This is a genomic window from Pseudogulbenkiania sp. AW2-16, from assembly GCF_056824575.1.
Window position 1 is genome coordinate 23,171 of the sequence record NZ_CP157668.1, and the last position, 14,522, is coordinate 37,692.

Sequence of the window (14,522 nt, forward strand, 5' to 3'; positions counted from 1 at the left end):
ACGCGCCTCAGCCGCGCCGCTCGATCAGCTCGCGCAAGGGCCGCGGCAGGGGCTGGCGCAGCCACTGGCTGATCGCCGCCTCGTGGCGCTGCCGGGCGATGCCGAGCGCCACCACGCCCAGGCCGAGCAGGGTCAGCGCGAACGGAAACAGCAGGCTGTCCTTGAACACGTCGTAGGCCAGGTGGCCGAGGTAGCCCGCGCTACCGAGCCCGCCGTACACCACGAACACCCGGCGCGACAGCACCGCTCCCACCACGATCAGCCCCAGGTTGACGCACAGGTAGAAGAACTTGCCCAGCTCGCTGTCCGAGCGCAGCAGCGACAGGCCGCACCAGAACGCCATCACGCCGAACAGATAGAGCCAGAAGGCGAAGTCCTGGTCGCGGCGGCTGCGGATATCCACCCACAGCGCCAGCAGCACCACCGCCAGGCCGAACCACAGCGACACCAGCTTGCGCAATTCCCAGCCCACGTCCGGGTCGCCCGCCAGGAACGGCGTCAGGTCCATGCTCATGTACCACAGCGTGACGGCGACGGGCATCACCAGGAACGGCAGGCGGTAGCGCCACAGGGCAACGGCGCCGGCGGCGAGCGTGGCCAACTCCATCATGAGCCAGCGCCCGTCGATGAACACGTGGTAGTCGCGGTAAGTGAACGGTCCGGCCCACCAGCCCAGCAGCTGCTGCAGGCCGTACACGGCGAGCGGTGTGAGCACCACCACGAAGGTGGCGGTGATGCCGGCCGGAATCGGCAGCCGCCGGCGCAGCAGCCACTCGGTGAGCGCGATGCCGGCCACGGCGTACACCAGTGCAGATCAGCAGCAAGCCGCCGCCGCCGAAGCGCTCCCAGCCCAGAGTCATGAACAGGCTCATGGCGCCGATCGCGATCAGCCCGCCCAGGTAATAGAGGATATGGACGAAACGGAAGCTCGGCGTGTCGTGGCCGCTCTCCGCCAGGAACTGCCACAGTCCCTCCGCCTGCTGCGCGCTGATCACGCCGCGCGTCACCGCCTGGTCCAAGCGCTCACGATCCAATTCCATGCCCACTCCCCCGTTCGGCAGCCGGCCCGCACGGCCGGCCTTGCAAGCACTATAGCCAAGCCGGCGAAGTGCGCTCCTTGAGCGCCCTCTTCGGCCAACGTTGGCCGAAGCACGCAACCCGGCCGTCAGCCGCGCCGCGCGTTCAGCACCAGCAAGGCCAGCGTGCCGCCCACCAGCCCCCAGAACGCCGAGCCGACGCCGAACAGTGTCACCCCGGAGGCGGTGATCAGGAAGGTGATCAGCGCCGGCTCGCGCTCGGTGTCATCCCTCATCGCCGTGGTCAGGCCGCCGGCGATGGTGCCGAACAGCGCCAGCCCGGCGATGGCCAGCACCAGCTCCTTGGGAAAGGCCGCGAACAGCGCGCCGACGGTGGCGCCGAACACGCCAAGCAGCAGGTAGATGCCGCCGGCCGCCACGCTGGCGAGGTAGCGCCGCGCCGGGTCCTCGTGCGCCTCGCGGCTCATGCACAAGGCGGCGGTGATCGCCGCCAAATTGACGGCAAAGCAGCCGAACGGCGCCAGCACCAGGTTGACGAGCCCGGTGCCGGTCATCAGCACCGAGATCGGCGGACGATAGCCGGCCGAGTGCAGCACCGCCACGCCCGGCACGTTCTGCGAGGCCATGGTCACCACGAACAGCGGCAGCCCCACGCCGAGCAGCACGCCGGGCGAGAACACCGGCGTGGTCCACAGCGGCGTCGCCAGCGCCAAGGCCACGCCGCCCAGATGCAGGCCGCCCTGCCCCGCCGCGATCAGCCCGCCCAGCAACAGCACCAGCACCACCGCGTAGCGCGGCAGCAGACGCTTGAGCACCAGGTAGGCGACGAACATCGGCAGCACCAGCAGCAGGTTGGCCTGCATCGCGCCAAACACGTTCATGCCGAACTTCACCAGGATGCCCGCCAGCATCGCCGCGGCCATCGGCAGCGGGATGCGGCTGATGGCGCGCTCGAACAGCCCGGTGACGCCGGACAGCGTGATCAGTCCGGCGGAAAACACGAAGGCGCCGATCGCCTCCGGCAGGCTCACCCCGGACAGGCTGGTGATCAACAGCGCCGCGCCCGGCGTCGACCACGCCGTCACCACCGGCACCTTGTAGCGCAGCGACAGGCCGATGCAGGTCAGCCCCATCGCCAGCCCCAGCGCCATCAGCCACGAGCTGATCTCGGCGGGGTTGGCGCCGGCACTGCGGGCGGCCTCGAACACGATGGCGGCGGAGCTGGTATACCCCACCAGCACGGTCACGAAACCGGCGGTGAGCGCGGGAAGGTCTTGGCGGGTCAGCATGGTGGCATCAGAAACAGGAAAAACGCCCAGCCTGCCGTGCCGGCGTCATGTTGTCCAGCCCGAACAGGCACTCCGGACGGCGGGTAGCCAGAACGGCCAACGTTGCCTCAACCAGCATCCTGGCATACAACGAAACGTTACCCACCCTCCGTAACGGACCCCACCATGAAGAAAATCCTGTTGGCCCTGAGCCTGTCCCTCGCCGCCGCCACGGCGCTGGCCGCGGAACGCGTCTACTTCGTCGAACCGGCCGATGGCGCGGCCGTGAAGAGCCCGTTCAAGGTACGCTTCGGCGTCGAAGGCATGGCGATTGCCCCCGCCGGCGGCATGAAACCCGGCACCGGCCATCACCACCTGATCATCGACGGCAGCCCCGTGCCCCTGAACGAAGTGGTCGCCACCGACGACAGCCACCGCCATTTCGGCAAGGGCCAGACCGAAACCGAGCTGACGCTGCCACCAGGCGAGCACACCCTGACGCTGCAGTTCGCCAACGGCGCGCATCAATCGTTCGGCCCGGCGATGAGCAGCAGCATCAAGGTACGGGTTGTCCCCTGAGAACCTGCTCACGCTCTTTATTACGCGCTGCGCGGGGCCGGCACATGGCCAGATACGAGGCGGATGAGGCGACTTTGGCACTCCAAGACCAAGTCGACCAACCACGCCGATGGCCGTTTGCCGGACCCGCCCCCGCAGCGGGAGCCCCCTCCGCCCTCCTCTCGCCACGTCGGCATTGCCCGCCCGCTTCGGCCAACGTTGGCCGAAGCCACCTTCGGGTGGCATGCCCCAACGGCCGGCTTAATCCACGCCGCCGGGGCAGGACCGAACGAGGCCGCACCGGCCAAAGAAATGGCGGAAGACCCCTGCCGGGCCTTCCGCCTTGCGCTTCCTGCCGTGGTGTTGCGCCGAGACCCCAGGCCGCCCATGACAAAAGGCCAGGGACATATCCCTGGCCTTCGATCCCGCTCGGAATGCTAGCGCGTCACAGCAGCGGCACCACCAGAATCGCCACCACCAGCGCCCAGATCAGCGCCCCGAACGAAAAGATGGTGTAGGCGCGCGACAGCGTGGTCACCGACTCGTCATGCTGGAACCAGCCGTCCAGACCGTGATAGATCAGTCCGCCGGAGGCCAGCAGGCCCAGCAGGGCGACCACCACGTTGAGCGCCGGCGACGGCACGAACAGCGACAGCGACGACAGCCAGATGGGGATCGGCGCATACGCCGCCAGGCGGAAGCCGTCGCGGTACTCGAGCGGGTGGTCCCGGCTTTCCACCGACTGGATCAGCCAGCCCATGGCAAACACGCAGCCCCACTCCACCACCAGGAACACCAGCGAAATCCACACCCAGCTCATCAGCGTGGTATCCGGGGCGTACACCGCGCGGTGCCAGGTGGCGGCGTAGAGGATCATCGCCACCGGCAGCAGCGACAACGGCAGCACCACCTTGAAAAAGGTTGCCATCACGGAAGGGTGTTGCCCGGCCAACTCCGGCCAGCCCTCATGCGACGACCAGATCATTTTGGGAGCATTCATCAGGTTCACGGCATTCCCTCCGGGTGACAAAAAACTGCACGCATTACTTTAAAGCTAATGCAGCAGGTCACAAATTCAAGGTCGACTCCGGGAATGCCGCGCCCTAGGTCTGCGACTGCAGATAGTTGGGCAGGCCGATCAGCTTGATCAGCCCCAGCTGCTGCTCCAGCCAATGGGCATGATCCTCCTCGGTATCGTCCAGCTGGGCCTCCAGCAACTCGCGGCTGACGTAGTCGCCCTCCTGTTCGCACACGGCAATCGCCGCACGCAGCAAGGCCACCGTGTCGTACTCCAGCTTGAGGTCGTTGGCCAGCATGCTCTCGACGTCCTTGCCGATGTTGAGCTTGCCGGGGCTCATCGCCGGGGTGCCTTCGAGAAACAGGATACGGTTGATCAGCCCGGCCGCGTGCCCGGTCTCCTCTTCCATTTCGTGGTTCAGCCGCTCGAACAGCTTGCCGAACCCCCAGTCGTGGTACATGCGCGAGTGGATGAAATACTGGTCGCGCGCCGTGAGTTCGCCGGCCAGCTGCTTGTTGAGCGCCGCGATAACGGCCTTGTTGCCTTTCATGGTCGGTCTCCTGAGGTGAGGTAATTCCACCTGCCGCAAGGCGCACCGGCACCCGCGCTCCGGGCGGAGGCAATCCCGTTACCGAAAACGGCGCGCAGCGGGCAACGGCAGCAGGCGGCTCGCACGCCACCGCCGCCCAAGGAGTCGGCACGCCGCAGCCCTCTCCCGGAGCGGCGGAAATTCAGCATGCCGGTCTAGTCATGATGCTCAAAACGGTGGTCACAGCTCGGACACTTGGCCGCGGCTTCCACCGTCCAGAACACGTGGGTCACCGTCTTTGACCCGTCCGTGTTGTAGCGCTCGTACAGCGAGCTGCGGCCGTTCACCGACTGGCGCACCAAGGCCCCCCAGCTGCGCGGGTCGTCGGTGATATCGACCCCCGCCGAGGCCGCCGTGGTCGCGGCAACGGTAGTCGTGCTGTCGAGGTGAGCATAGACGATGTTCAACTCTTCGAAGTCATGGGCATTGGGGTGCGTGCTCAGCGTGCTGCCGGCGTTGCTGCCGGTGTTGGAGAAGTAGTCCATGCAGGTGTTCAGCGAGCTGCCGTCGGTGGACTGGTGGTCGAGACCGAAGGTATGCGCCGTCTCCTGGCAGATCACGTGCAGCTTCTCGTTGGGATTGTTGTAGGTCGCCAGGTTGAAGTACGAGTCGTTCATCTTGGCGGTGCCCTGGGTGATGTGGGTGCCGCCGGTGATGTTGATCGAGGCCAGCCCGAGCCAGCCGTTGTAGCCGTACTTGCCGTTGCACACCTGGGTGGTGCCGCTGACCATCGAGCACCGTTTCGTCGACTGTCCGGCAACGACGGCGGTGAGCAGCGGGGTCGAGCTCGCCCCGAAACTGGTCGGGCTGTTCCAGTCGCTGGACGCCTGATGGAGATAACTCACCCAGTCCGCCGCGGTCAGGTTGTTGCCGAGCGACAAGGTGAACTGGGCGCTCGTGCGCGCCCAGTGGTAGCCGCCCCAGGAATGGGTCGCCATGGCGGCCCCCGGCAGCGCCGCCAATGCCGACCCCATGGCCAGCCACAACAGTGAACGTCGATACGTCGCGTCGAACATGGTGCTCCCCCGATGGTTTCAGCGACAGCGGCCGGCCCCGTTACCGGGGCGCCGGGCTGGCGCGCATTCTTCCCGGCAAGCCGTTCCGCCGCCGTCGCGGCGATCACGGCTCTCCATGTTCAATAGTTATAGTGGGGTGCCTGCAAAATCCAAACTGCAAGTGCATGCCGTGACACGATGCGGCCGTTTTTCTCTTCCTGGCATGAGACAGGGCCGCCGCGTGCGTACCCCGCAATGAAAAACCCCCGCCCTCCTCTCGGAGCGGCGGGGGTCATCTGAGCATGCCTTCGGCCAACCTTGGCCGAAGACGCGGCGCTTCTGGCCAGCACTCAGCCCATGCGGTGCAGCACTTCGTCCTTGCCGATCAGCGCCAGCACGGCGTCGACCGACGGCGTCTGCGTGGTGCCGCACACCAGCACGCGCAACGGCATGCCGAGCTGGCCCATCTTGATGCCTTCGGCGGCGCAGAACGGCTTGAACAGGTGATGGATCGCCTCGCCGTTCCATTCCGGCAGTGCGGCGAGCTGCTCGGCGAAGCGCGCCATGCGCGCCTTGCTGTCGTCGGCCAGGTGCTTCTCGACGTCGGCGGCGGCCGGCTCGCGCTTCTTGTAGAAGTAATCGCACTCGGCGGCCAGCGCGTTGAGATCCTGCACACGCTCCTTGACCAGCGCGATGACGTCGCTCAGGCACGGGCCGCTGGACGGGTCGATGCCGGCCTCGGCCAGTTTCGGGGCGATCAGCTGCGCCAGGCGCAGGTTGTCGGCGGCCTTGATATGCTGGGCGTTGAGCCACAGGAACTTCTCGTTGTTGAAGCGGCTGGCCGAGGGGCTGACGTCCTTCAGGTCGAACCATTCGACAAACTGTTCCAGGGAGAAGAACTCGTCGTCGCCATGGCCCCAGCCCAGACGCGCCAGGTAGTTGAGCAGCGCTTCCGGCAGGATGCCCTTGGCGGCGTAGTCGACCACGCTCACCGCGTCGCGGCGCTTCGACATCTTCTGGCCGTCCTCGTTGAGGATCATCGGCAGGTGGCCGTACACCGGCAGCGGCGCGTTAAGCGCCTGCAAGATGTTGATCTGGCGCGGGGTGTTGTTGACGTGATCGTCGCCGCGGATGACGTGGGTGATGTTCATGTCCCAGTCGTCCACCACCACGCAGAAGTTGTAGGTCGGGCTGCCGTCCGGGCGGGCGATGATCAGGTCGTCCAGTTCCTCGTTCTGGAATTCGATGCGGCCCTTGACCGCGTCGTCCCACGCCACGCTGCCGGTGAGCGGGGTCTTGAAACGCACCACCGGCGGCACCCCCTCCGGCGGTGCCGGCAGGGTCTTGCCTTGTTCCGGGCGCCAACGGCGGTCGTAGCGCGGCTTTTCCCCCTTGGCTTCCTGCTCGGCGCGCAGGGCGTCCAGCTCATCCTTGCTGCAGTAGCAGTAATAGGCATGGCCGGAAGCCAGCAATTGCTGGATCACCTCTTTGTAGCGGTCGAAGCGCTGGGTCTGGTAGAACGGGCCTTCGTCGTAGTCGAGACCGACCCAGTGCATGCCGTCCAGGATGGCCTTCACCGATTCCGGAGTGGAACGTTCGAGATCGGTGTCTTCGATGCGCAGCACGAAGGTGCCTTGGTTCTTGCGGGCGTAGGCCCAGGAAAACAGCGCGGTGCGCACGCCGCCGATATGCAGGAAGCCGGTCGGGCTGGGGGCGAAACGGGTACGGATCATGATGGCCAGGGTCTGACGAAAAGACGAAAGCGCTATTGTACGCTGCCCGCAAAAAAGCCCGCAAACGCGGGCTCGATGATAGCGGCAGGCTCTGGCCCCCTCACACGAACGGCACGCCGTCCAGCGCCCCCGCCGGCAGCTTGTCCGCCACCAGCCACAGCGCCATCCCGGCCAACAGGCCCGCCATGATCCAGTTGAACGCCGCCAGCCGGCGCGGCGAGCGCAGGAAGCGCGCCAGCGCCACCCCGCCCCAGGCCCACACCCCGATGCACGGCAGCGCCACCATGAAGGCCACCACGGCGAACAGGCCGCCCGCCTGCCACAGCGGCATGCCGGAAGGCAGGAACAGCAGCGCCAGGTTGACGCCCATCAGCCAGACGTTGGGGTTGAGCCAGTTGAACAGCACCCCGCCGGCAAAACCCATCGGTCGCGCCGTGTCGCCGGCTTCACCGGGCTGGCCGGCACGCGTCATCTGCCACGCCAGCCACAGCAAGTAGCTGCAGCCGGCCAGTGCCAGCCACAGCTGCAGGTCGGTCATCAGTTCCTTGATATGGCCCAGCGCCACCGCCAGGATGGCGATCTGGCAGGCCAGCCCCAGCGCCATGCCGAGCAGCGCCGGCAGGGTGCGGCTGAAGCCGAAGCGCACGCCGGACGAAGCCAGCACCAGGTTGTTGGGACCGGGGGTGATGGTCATCACCATCAGGTAAAGCGTCAGCGGGACGAAGTTCATGCGGGTTCCAGCAAAAAAACAAGGTTTTTCGATGGAGACATGGTAGCGAGCCCGCCATTACAATAACAGATTCAAAAAAATCGTATTGCAACCATAACAGTTTGGACAATTCCCAACTGTTATGGTCGAGTCAGCCGCCAACTGTACCGCTTGACGTCAACGGAGCCCCCATGAATCACGAGCCGCTCTACCAGCAACTGGTCAACGAATGGATCACGCTGATCCAGAACGGCGTGATGCGCCCGGGCGAGCGCCTGCCCTCGGTGCGCCAGGCCTGCGCCATGCACAAGGTCAGCCCGTCCACCATCCTCGCCGCCTACCGCGCGCTGGAAGACCGTGGCGTGATCGAGGCGCGGCCGCAGTCGGGCTTCTACGTCAAGTCTTCGGCCAACCTGCCGCTGCCGCGTATGCGCCGCCAAAGCACGGCGCTGCCGACCAGCGACGACGTGCTCGACCACATCGAGGCCTTCATGGCGGCGCAGACCGGCGAAGACTTCATCGATCTGTCGCTGGCCAGCCCGCGCGGCAGCGACTTCTACCCCACCGGCCGCGTCAAGCAGATCCTCAACCAGCTGATCCGCCAGCACCCCGAACTCGCCACCGACTACCCCTTCCCGCCCGGCTCGGCACGCCTCAGACGCCAGATCGCCCAGCGTGTGGTGAGCTGGGGCTGCGTGCTGGCGGCCGAGGATATCGTCATCACCAACGGCTGCTCCGAGGCGCTGTCGCTGGCGCTGCGCGCGGTGTGCAAGCCGGGCGACACCGTCGGTCTCGAGTCGCCCACCTACTTCGCGCTGGTTCCGCTGCTCAAGAGCCTGGGCTTGTCGGCGATCGAGATCCCCACCCACCCCACCACCGGGCTGTCGCTCGACGCGCTGGAATTGCTGCTGTCGGAACAGCGCCTCAACGCCATCGTCGCCATGCCCACGGTGCACAACCCGCTCGGCTGCAGCATGCCGCTGGAGGCCAAGAAGCGCCTGGCCCAGCTCGTCAACCAGTACCGCGTGCCGCTGATCGAGGACACCCCGCACGCCGAGCTGTTCTACGGCCAGGCGGTGCCGGACGCGGTCAAGGCCTACGACCGCGACGGCTGGGTGCTGCTGTGCTCGAGCTACAGCAAAACGCTGGTGCCGGGCTTTCGCATCGGCTGGATCGCGCCGGGGCGCTACCTGAAGGAAGTCACGCGGCTCAAGGTGGCCAGCACGCTGGGCCAGCCGCGTTTGTTGGAAGAAACGGTGGCGGAATACCTGGAGAGCGGCGGCTACGACCACCACCTGCGCGGCCTGCGCCGCCACTTCATGAGCCAGATGGAACGGCTGCGCGGCATGGTAGCCAGCCACTTCCCGGCCGGCACGCGCGCCACCTCGCCCTCGGGCGGCTGCCTGTTGTGGGTGGAACTGCCCTCCGCCATCGACACCCAGCAGCTGTTCCGCGCCGCGCTGGCCGAGCGCATCACCGTGGCGCCGGGCACCATCTACTCGGCCAAGGGACGCTACCGCCACTGCCTGCGGCTCTCCTGCTGCTACCCGTGGAGCGACGCCTTCGAGCGCGCGCTGGTGCGCGTCGGCGAGCTGGCCAGCCAGAGCCGCAACACGACGGCATGAAAAAAGCCGCGGCCCGACGGGCAGCGGCTGGTTGGCTCAAAACGGTGGTTCTCACACCTTGGCGGGTTTTTTCGCCGGGCGCGGCTCCAGTTTGTTGACCGTCTCCGGCAGCGCCTCCGGCGCGGCGGGAGCCGTTTCGGCCGGCGCCAGCTCCGGCGCCTTGCTGCCGCCACTGAGCCAGCGCAGGGCCGACAGTTCGCCGCTGATGCGGGCCTTGTCGGCCGACTTGCAGCTCAGGCACACCGGCTTGCCGTTGCGCTCCCTGAGCGCCACGTCCACCCGCTTGCCGTGCACCGCCACCTGGCGGCTGGACTGCCACGCCAGCAGCACCTGGGCCAGCTGCTTGAACGACGGATCGTCGTACTTGTACGGATTCTTCAGCGCGGTCAGCCACAGCTCGCCGGCGGCATCCTCATTCAACAACACGGTCTGGTAGGCCACCGTCACCGCCGCTCCCGGCGACACGGTGCTGGCCAGCTCGTCGATGTCCTCGTTCTTGAGCCGCACGCAACCGTGGCTGCGGAAGCCCGGCACGCTGGTGGGAACGTTGGTGCCGTGCATGCCGAGCCCCAGCCGCGGGTCGCCAAAGCGCACGAAGGCGTTGCCGAGTGGATTGTCCGGCCCCGGCGGCACCGAGGTCAGCACCGGCTTGCCCTGCTGCTTCATTTCCTCCTGGATCGACTTCGGCACGTACCAGATCGGCTTGGGATAAATGCCGGTCACGGCGTAGGTGCCGGTCGGCGTCTGGGTCAGCATCTTGCCCACCGCCACCGGGTAGGATTTGAGCAGCGTACCGTCGCGATACACGAACAGCCGGGTCTGCGGCAGGTTGATCACCACGTGCAAGCCGCTGCCGTTGATCAGCACATCCGGCGCCGGCACCTGGGCCCGCGCCAACGCCGCGGCCACCAGCATTGCCGCCGCGACAACCCGCTTACTCCTTGCACCCACCATACCCATTCGTTCCATCAATTATCCGGTCGCGCCATTTTAGCAGAAACCCCGCCGTGCACCCGCTTGCAAAAAACCCAGCGCGGCACGGCGTATTTTGCGAAAATTACCGTTTTACCGTTTTGATTTGACACGGAAAACGATGAATCCATCCCAACCAGTCGCCCTGATCGAATCCCTCGACTACGAAGGGCACGGCGTCGCCCATGTAGAGGGCAAGACGATCTTCATCGATGGGGCGCTGCCGTACGAAACCGTCAGCTACAGCTCCTATCGCAAGAAACCCAGTTACGAGAACGCCGACACCTGCGCGGTACTGAAAGAAAGCTTCCTGCGCACCACGCCACGCTGCCCGCACTTCGGCGTTTGCGGCGGCTGCTCGATGCAGCACGTCGAATTCTCGGCCCAGGTCGCCATCAAGCAGCGCGTGCTGGAAGACAGCCTCAAGCACATCGGCAAGGTCGGCGCCGAACGCATGCTGACACCGATCGCCGGCCCGGCCTGGGGCTACCGCCACCGTGCCCGTCTCTCGGCGCGCCTGGTCGAGAAGAAAGGCGGCGTGCTGGTCGGCTTCCACGAGAAACGCTCCAGCTACATCGCCGAGATGAGCGAGTGCCACATCCTGCCGCCGCACATCTCGGCGCTGATCGTGCCGCTGCGCGAAATGATCTACACGCTGTCGATCCGCGACCGCATGCCGCAGATCGAAGTGGCCGTCGGCGAAAAGCTCGACATCCTGGTGTTCCGCAACATGGACGCCATCAGCGCTGCCGACGAGGCCATCCTGCGCCGCTTCTCCGACACCCACTCGCAACCGGGCCGTCCGCTGCAGATCTGGCTGCAGCCCAAGGGGCCGGACACCTGCTATCCGCTCTACCCGCTCGACGCGCCCAAGCTCACCTACACGCTGCGCGACTTCAGCGTCGAGATGCCCTACTACCCCACCGAGTTCACCCAGGTGAACCCGGAGATCAACAACGTCATGGTGACGCGCGCCTTGAGGCTGCTCGACCCGCAGCCCGGCGAGCGCATCGCCGACATGTTCTGCGGCATCGGCAACTTCACCCTGCCGATCGCCCGCTCCGGCGCCGACGTGCACGGCATGGAAGGCAGCGAAGCGCTGGTCAAGCGCGCGGTGGAAAATGCCCGCCACAACCGCCTCGAGCACAAGGTCAGCTACGAGATGGCCAACCTGTTCGACGTCACCGAGGAGAGCTTCGCCGCGCTCGGCAAGTTCGACAAGATGCTGGTCGACCCGCCGCGCGACGGCGCCGTACAGTTGCTCAAGGCCCTCACCGACGACACCGCACCGCAGCGCATCGTCTACGTCTCGTGCAACCCGGCGACGCTGGCGCGCGACGCCGGAATCCTGGTCAACACCAAGGGCTACACGCTGAAGGCGGCCGGCATCATTAACATGTTCCCGCACACCGCCCACGTCGAGTCGGTGGCCTGGTTCGAGAAGACCGGTCCGTGCAAGTCCAGGAAGGAAATGGACGAGATGGAAGCGGCCGAAGCCGCCGCCCGCGAAGCCGCCAAGGCGGCCAAGAAGGCGCGCGAAGCCGAGGCCGCCCGCCAGAAGGCCGAGGAAGAGGCCGAGCGCGCCGCCAAGAAGGAAGCGCGCCGCCAGCACTACCTCGCCAATCAGGCCTACTACGACGCGCGCAACGCGACCAAGAGCGACAGCGAGCAGTAAGCCGCTCACGGCAGCCTCCCGACGCAACAACGGGTTGGCTGCCGGCCCCTGGGGCGGGCAGCGCCAAGGACTGTGCCGCACTCGCAGCGCGCTTTCACACCGGTCCGCCATTGTTTTGCCGCCACCCCGCCTCAAACGGCTGTTTTGCCCGATAATAGCCATCCTTTAGCGACGCCGATCACCATGAGCCACAAACCCCTCACCGACCGCGACTACCAAAACCTGGCCACCACCCTGGCCCGCTTTCGCGCCCAGCACTGCATGGGCCTGGAGCAGCTCGACGGCTTCTTCGCCGCCCTGCTGTGCGGGCCGGAACCGATCAAGCCGAGCGAGGTGCTGCCGCTGATCCTGGGCGACGCCTTCGACGACGAGACCGCCTTCAGCTCGCAGAAGGCGCTGGAGCAGTTCGTCTCGTTGCTGATGGGCCATTGGCTCGACATCGCCGACACACTGCACTCGGGACGCGAGTTCCACCCCTGGCTGGAGCCGGACGAGCACGGTGTGGTGCACGGCAACGACTGGGCACAGGGCTTCACCGCCGGCATGGAGCTGATGAACGAGGACTGGGGCTTGCTGTTCGAGGATGAAGAGCAGGCCGAGGCGCTGGTGCCGATCATGGCGCTGGCGTTCGAACACCACCCCGATCCGGAAATGCGCCCCTACGTGGACAATGCCGACGCCGGACAGCGCGAGCAATGGCTTGCCGGCATCTCGCCGGCGGTCGAGGCGATCTACCGCTTCTTTGCCGCCATGCGCCGGCAGATGGAGCAGGAGAGCGTGGCGGCGGAACAGGCAGAGACGGCGAAACCCGCCCAGACCCCGCGCCCGGTACGCCCCGGCAAAAAAAGCAAGGACGGCGGCCGGCGCTGAGCCGGTACGCAACCACGCCACCCGGTCCACCCGGGATGGCGACAGGCCGCCGGCGAGCGGTCCGACATAACCCAAAGAATCACGAGAAATGACGATACAGGAAGCAAGAAGACCGGAGCAGCGACTGCCGCCAACGCTGGCGCGGCGCGCCACGGCGATCATCGAGATGCCGGACGGGGTGCTGGTAGCTGCGACGCGCGGAGGGCGCTACCAGCTGCCGGGGGGCAAGGCCAACCGTGGCGAACTGCGCTCGCAGGCACTAATCCGCGAAGTACGCGAAGAAACCGGCCTGCGCATCAATTCGATGCTGTACCTGTTCGACCACATCACCCCGCACGCCGCGCACAAGGTCTACTTGGCGATCGCCCAGGGCCGAGGTCAAGCCGCAGGGCGAAGTCGAGCGCATCGCCCTGGTGACCTCGCCGGACAGCGAGCTCGACCTGATGCACGACGCGCGCGCCATCCTGCGCCGCTACGCCCGCGTGCGCAGCGACACCACCCCCAAGGGCGAGGCCTTGCGCGCCTTTCTCGGGCTGGCGCGCTACATCGCCAAGGTGGAATGAGCAGCGCCACCCTGCCCTGGCTGGAACTCGACGAGTTCCGCTTTCACCACATCCTTCCCACCCTGCCCGGGGCCACGCTGGTGCTGTTCGGCCAACCCCATTGCGGCGCCTGCCGGGTGTGGCACGCCCGCCTGCCCCGGCTGGTCCCGCCCCGCATCCGCCAGCTGTGCTACGTCGACATCGCCGTGAGCAGCGCGCTGGCGCACGAATTCGAGCTATTCCACCTGCCGGCGCTCGCCCTATACGACAACGGCGCGTTTCACACCATGGTGAACGCGCCGTTGGAACGGGCCAAGTTGGCCGAAGCGATTCAGATCGCGTTGGCGTCGCCGCCGTCGGAAGCCCCCTGAGCCGCATCCCCCTGGTTCAGCTCGAGCCCCAGCTCGGGCGGCACCTGCACCCAGTCCAGCGACGCCGCCAGCGACAGCGTCGAGCCCATCAGCATCATCGCCAGCGGCGAGAACAGCAGCACGCCGACCAGCACGCGCAGCCGCGACACCCCGGATACCGCGGTCAGGGCATGCACCAGGATGGTAATGGTGAGCACCGACAACGCGAAGGCCCCGATCAGCGCCGCGTCGTCCGGCAGCCAGCTGGTCAGGGGCTCGAGAATCTGCACGCTGTTGGCCGCCACCACCAGCCCGAACAACGAACCGCTCGGCTTCCACTTGCCCAGGCGCAGCCACAGCCCCATGAACTGGGTGAACAACAGCGTCTCCAGCCAGGTGAACAGCAGGAAGAACGCCACGCGCCCCTCGACGTTGTCACCCAGGCCGTCGGCGCCGGCGCTGGCGATGATACCGAGCGCCGTCAACAACAGCGCCGGCTGCCAGAACGCATACTGGTAGTGCTGTAGCGGCCGGACACGGAAACGCACCAAGTCCAGGGCATCGTCAAAGAGGATACGCAT

General features: G+C 66.6%; 15 protein-coding genes and 1 pseudogene. 7 read left to right on the plus strand and 9 right to left on the minus strand.

The window, feature by feature from the left end:
• Positions 1–7: 7 nt before the first annotated feature.
• The gene (locus ABKF58_RS00120) at positions 8–805 is read right to left on the minus strand and encodes a DUF2157 domain-containing protein (RefSeq protein WP_482582978.1); all 798 of its coding nucleotides are present in this window, start codon (positions 803–805) and stop codon (positions 8–10) included.
• A 360-nt stretch (positions 806–1,165) separates the two neighbouring features.
• Positions 1,166–2,326 (minus strand): benzoate/H(+) symporter BenE family transporter, encoded by a 1,161-nt coding sequence (locus ABKF58_RS00125; protein ID WP_482582979.1) that lies wholly within the window; start codon positions 2,324–2,326, stop codon positions 1,166–1,168.
• Positions 2,327–2,491: 165 nt separating this feature from the next.
• Here ABKF58_RS00125 and ABKF58_RS00130 point away from each other — a divergent pair, with 165 nt between their 5' ends.
• On the plus strand, positions 2,492–2,884 hold the full coding sequence (locus tag ABKF58_RS00130; protein ID WP_482582980.1) for a DUF4399 domain-containing protein: 393 nt from the start codon (positions 2,492–2,494) through the stop codon (positions 2,882–2,884).
• A 424-nt stretch (positions 2,885–3,308) separates the two neighbouring features.
• Here ABKF58_RS00130 and ABKF58_RS00135 read toward each other — a convergent pair whose 3' ends face one another.
• From ABKF58_RS00135 to ABKF58_RS00155, 5 genes are all read right to left on the minus strand, one after another.
• Positions 3,309–3,863, minus strand: coding sequence for a YIP1 family protein (locus ABKF58_RS00135; RefSeq protein WP_482582981.1), 555 nt, complete (start codon positions 3,861–3,863; stop codon positions 3,309–3,311).
• 103 nt (positions 3,864–3,966) lie between these two features.
• The gene (bfr, locus tag ABKF58_RS00140) at positions 3,967–4,431 is read right to left on the minus strand and encodes a bacterioferritin (protein WP_008955285.1); all 465 of its coding nucleotides are present in this window, start codon (positions 4,429–4,431) and stop codon (positions 3,967–3,969) included.
• Positions 4,432–4,625: 194 nt separating this feature from the next.
• Positions 4,626–5,486 (minus strand): hypothetical protein, encoded by an 861-nt coding sequence (locus ABKF58_RS00145; protein WP_008955286.1) that lies wholly within the window; start codon positions 5,484–5,486, stop codon positions 4,626–4,628.
• 329 nt (positions 5,487–5,815) lie between these two features.
• Positions 5,816–7,201, minus strand: coding sequence for a glutamate--tRNA ligase (gene gltX / locus ABKF58_RS00150; protein WP_482584410.1), 1,386 nt, complete (start codon positions 7,199–7,201; stop codon positions 5,816–5,818).
• Between the two features lie 97 nt (positions 7,202–7,298).
• Positions 7,299–7,928, minus strand: coding sequence for a LysE family translocator (locus ABKF58_RS00155; RefSeq protein ID WP_482582982.1), 630 nt, complete (start codon positions 7,926–7,928; stop codon positions 7,299–7,301).
• 170 nt (positions 7,929–8,098) lie between these two features.
• Between ABKF58_RS00155 and ABKF58_RS00160 the strand changes: the two genes are divergently transcribed.
• Positions 8,099–9,532 carry an aminotransferase-like domain-containing protein gene (locus ABKF58_RS00160; protein ID WP_482582983.1) on the plus strand — a complete coding sequence of 478 codons (1,434 nt, stop codon included), beginning with the start codon at positions 8,099–8,101 and terminating at the stop codon, positions 9,530–9,532.
• 51 nt (positions 9,533–9,583) lie between these two features.
• On the opposite strand, the gene ABKF58_RS00165 is transcribed toward ABKF58_RS00160, so the two are convergent.
• Positions 9,584–10,501 (minus strand): L,D-transpeptidase, encoded by a 918-nt coding sequence (locus ABKF58_RS00165; RefSeq protein ID WP_008955290.1) that lies wholly within the window; start codon positions 10,499–10,501, stop codon positions 9,584–9,586.
• 124 nt (positions 10,502–10,625) lie between these two features.
• On the opposite strand from ABKF58_RS00165, the gene rlmD reads away from it, so the two are divergent.
• From rlmD to ABKF58_RS00190, 5 genes and pseudogenes are all read left to right on the plus strand, one after another.
• Positions 10,626–12,179 carry a 23S rRNA (uracil(1939)-C(5))-methyltransferase RlmD gene (rlmD, locus tag ABKF58_RS00170; protein ID WP_482582984.1) on the plus strand — a complete coding sequence of 518 codons (1,554 nt, stop codon included), beginning with the start codon at positions 10,626–10,628 and terminating at the stop codon, positions 12,177–12,179.
• Positions 12,180–12,362: 183 nt separating this feature from the next.
• Entirely contained in the window at positions 12,363–13,049 is a 687-nt protein-coding gene (locus tag ABKF58_RS00175; protein WP_482582985.1) for a YecA/YgfB family protein, read from the plus strand.
• A 166-nt stretch (positions 13,050–13,215) separates the two neighbouring features.
• Positions 13,216–13,326: pseudogene (locus ABKF58_RS00180) on the plus strand (NUDIX hydrolase); the annotation flags it as partial.
• A 136-nt stretch (positions 13,327–13,462) separates the two neighbouring features.
• Positions 13,463–13,612 carry a hypothetical protein gene (locus tag ABKF58_RS00185; RefSeq protein ID WP_482584423.1) on the plus strand — a complete coding sequence of 50 codons (150 nt, stop codon included), beginning with the start codon at positions 13,463–13,465 and terminating at the stop codon, positions 13,610–13,612.
• Positions 13,609–13,962, plus strand: a complete 354-nt coding sequence (locus tag ABKF58_RS00190; RefSeq protein ID WP_008955294.1) for a thioredoxin domain-containing protein — start codon at positions 13,609–13,611, stop codon at positions 13,960–13,962. The genes ABKF58_RS00185 and ABKF58_RS00190 overlap by 4 nt, the downstream gene beginning before the upstream one ends.
• On the opposite strand, the gene ABKF58_RS00195 is transcribed toward ABKF58_RS00190, so the two are convergent.
• Positions 13,923–14,522 (minus strand): hypothetical protein, encoded by a 600-nt coding sequence (locus tag ABKF58_RS00195; protein ID WP_008955295.1) that lies wholly within the window; start codon positions 14,520–14,522, stop codon positions 13,923–13,925. The genes ABKF58_RS00190 and ABKF58_RS00195 overlap by 40 nt on opposite strands.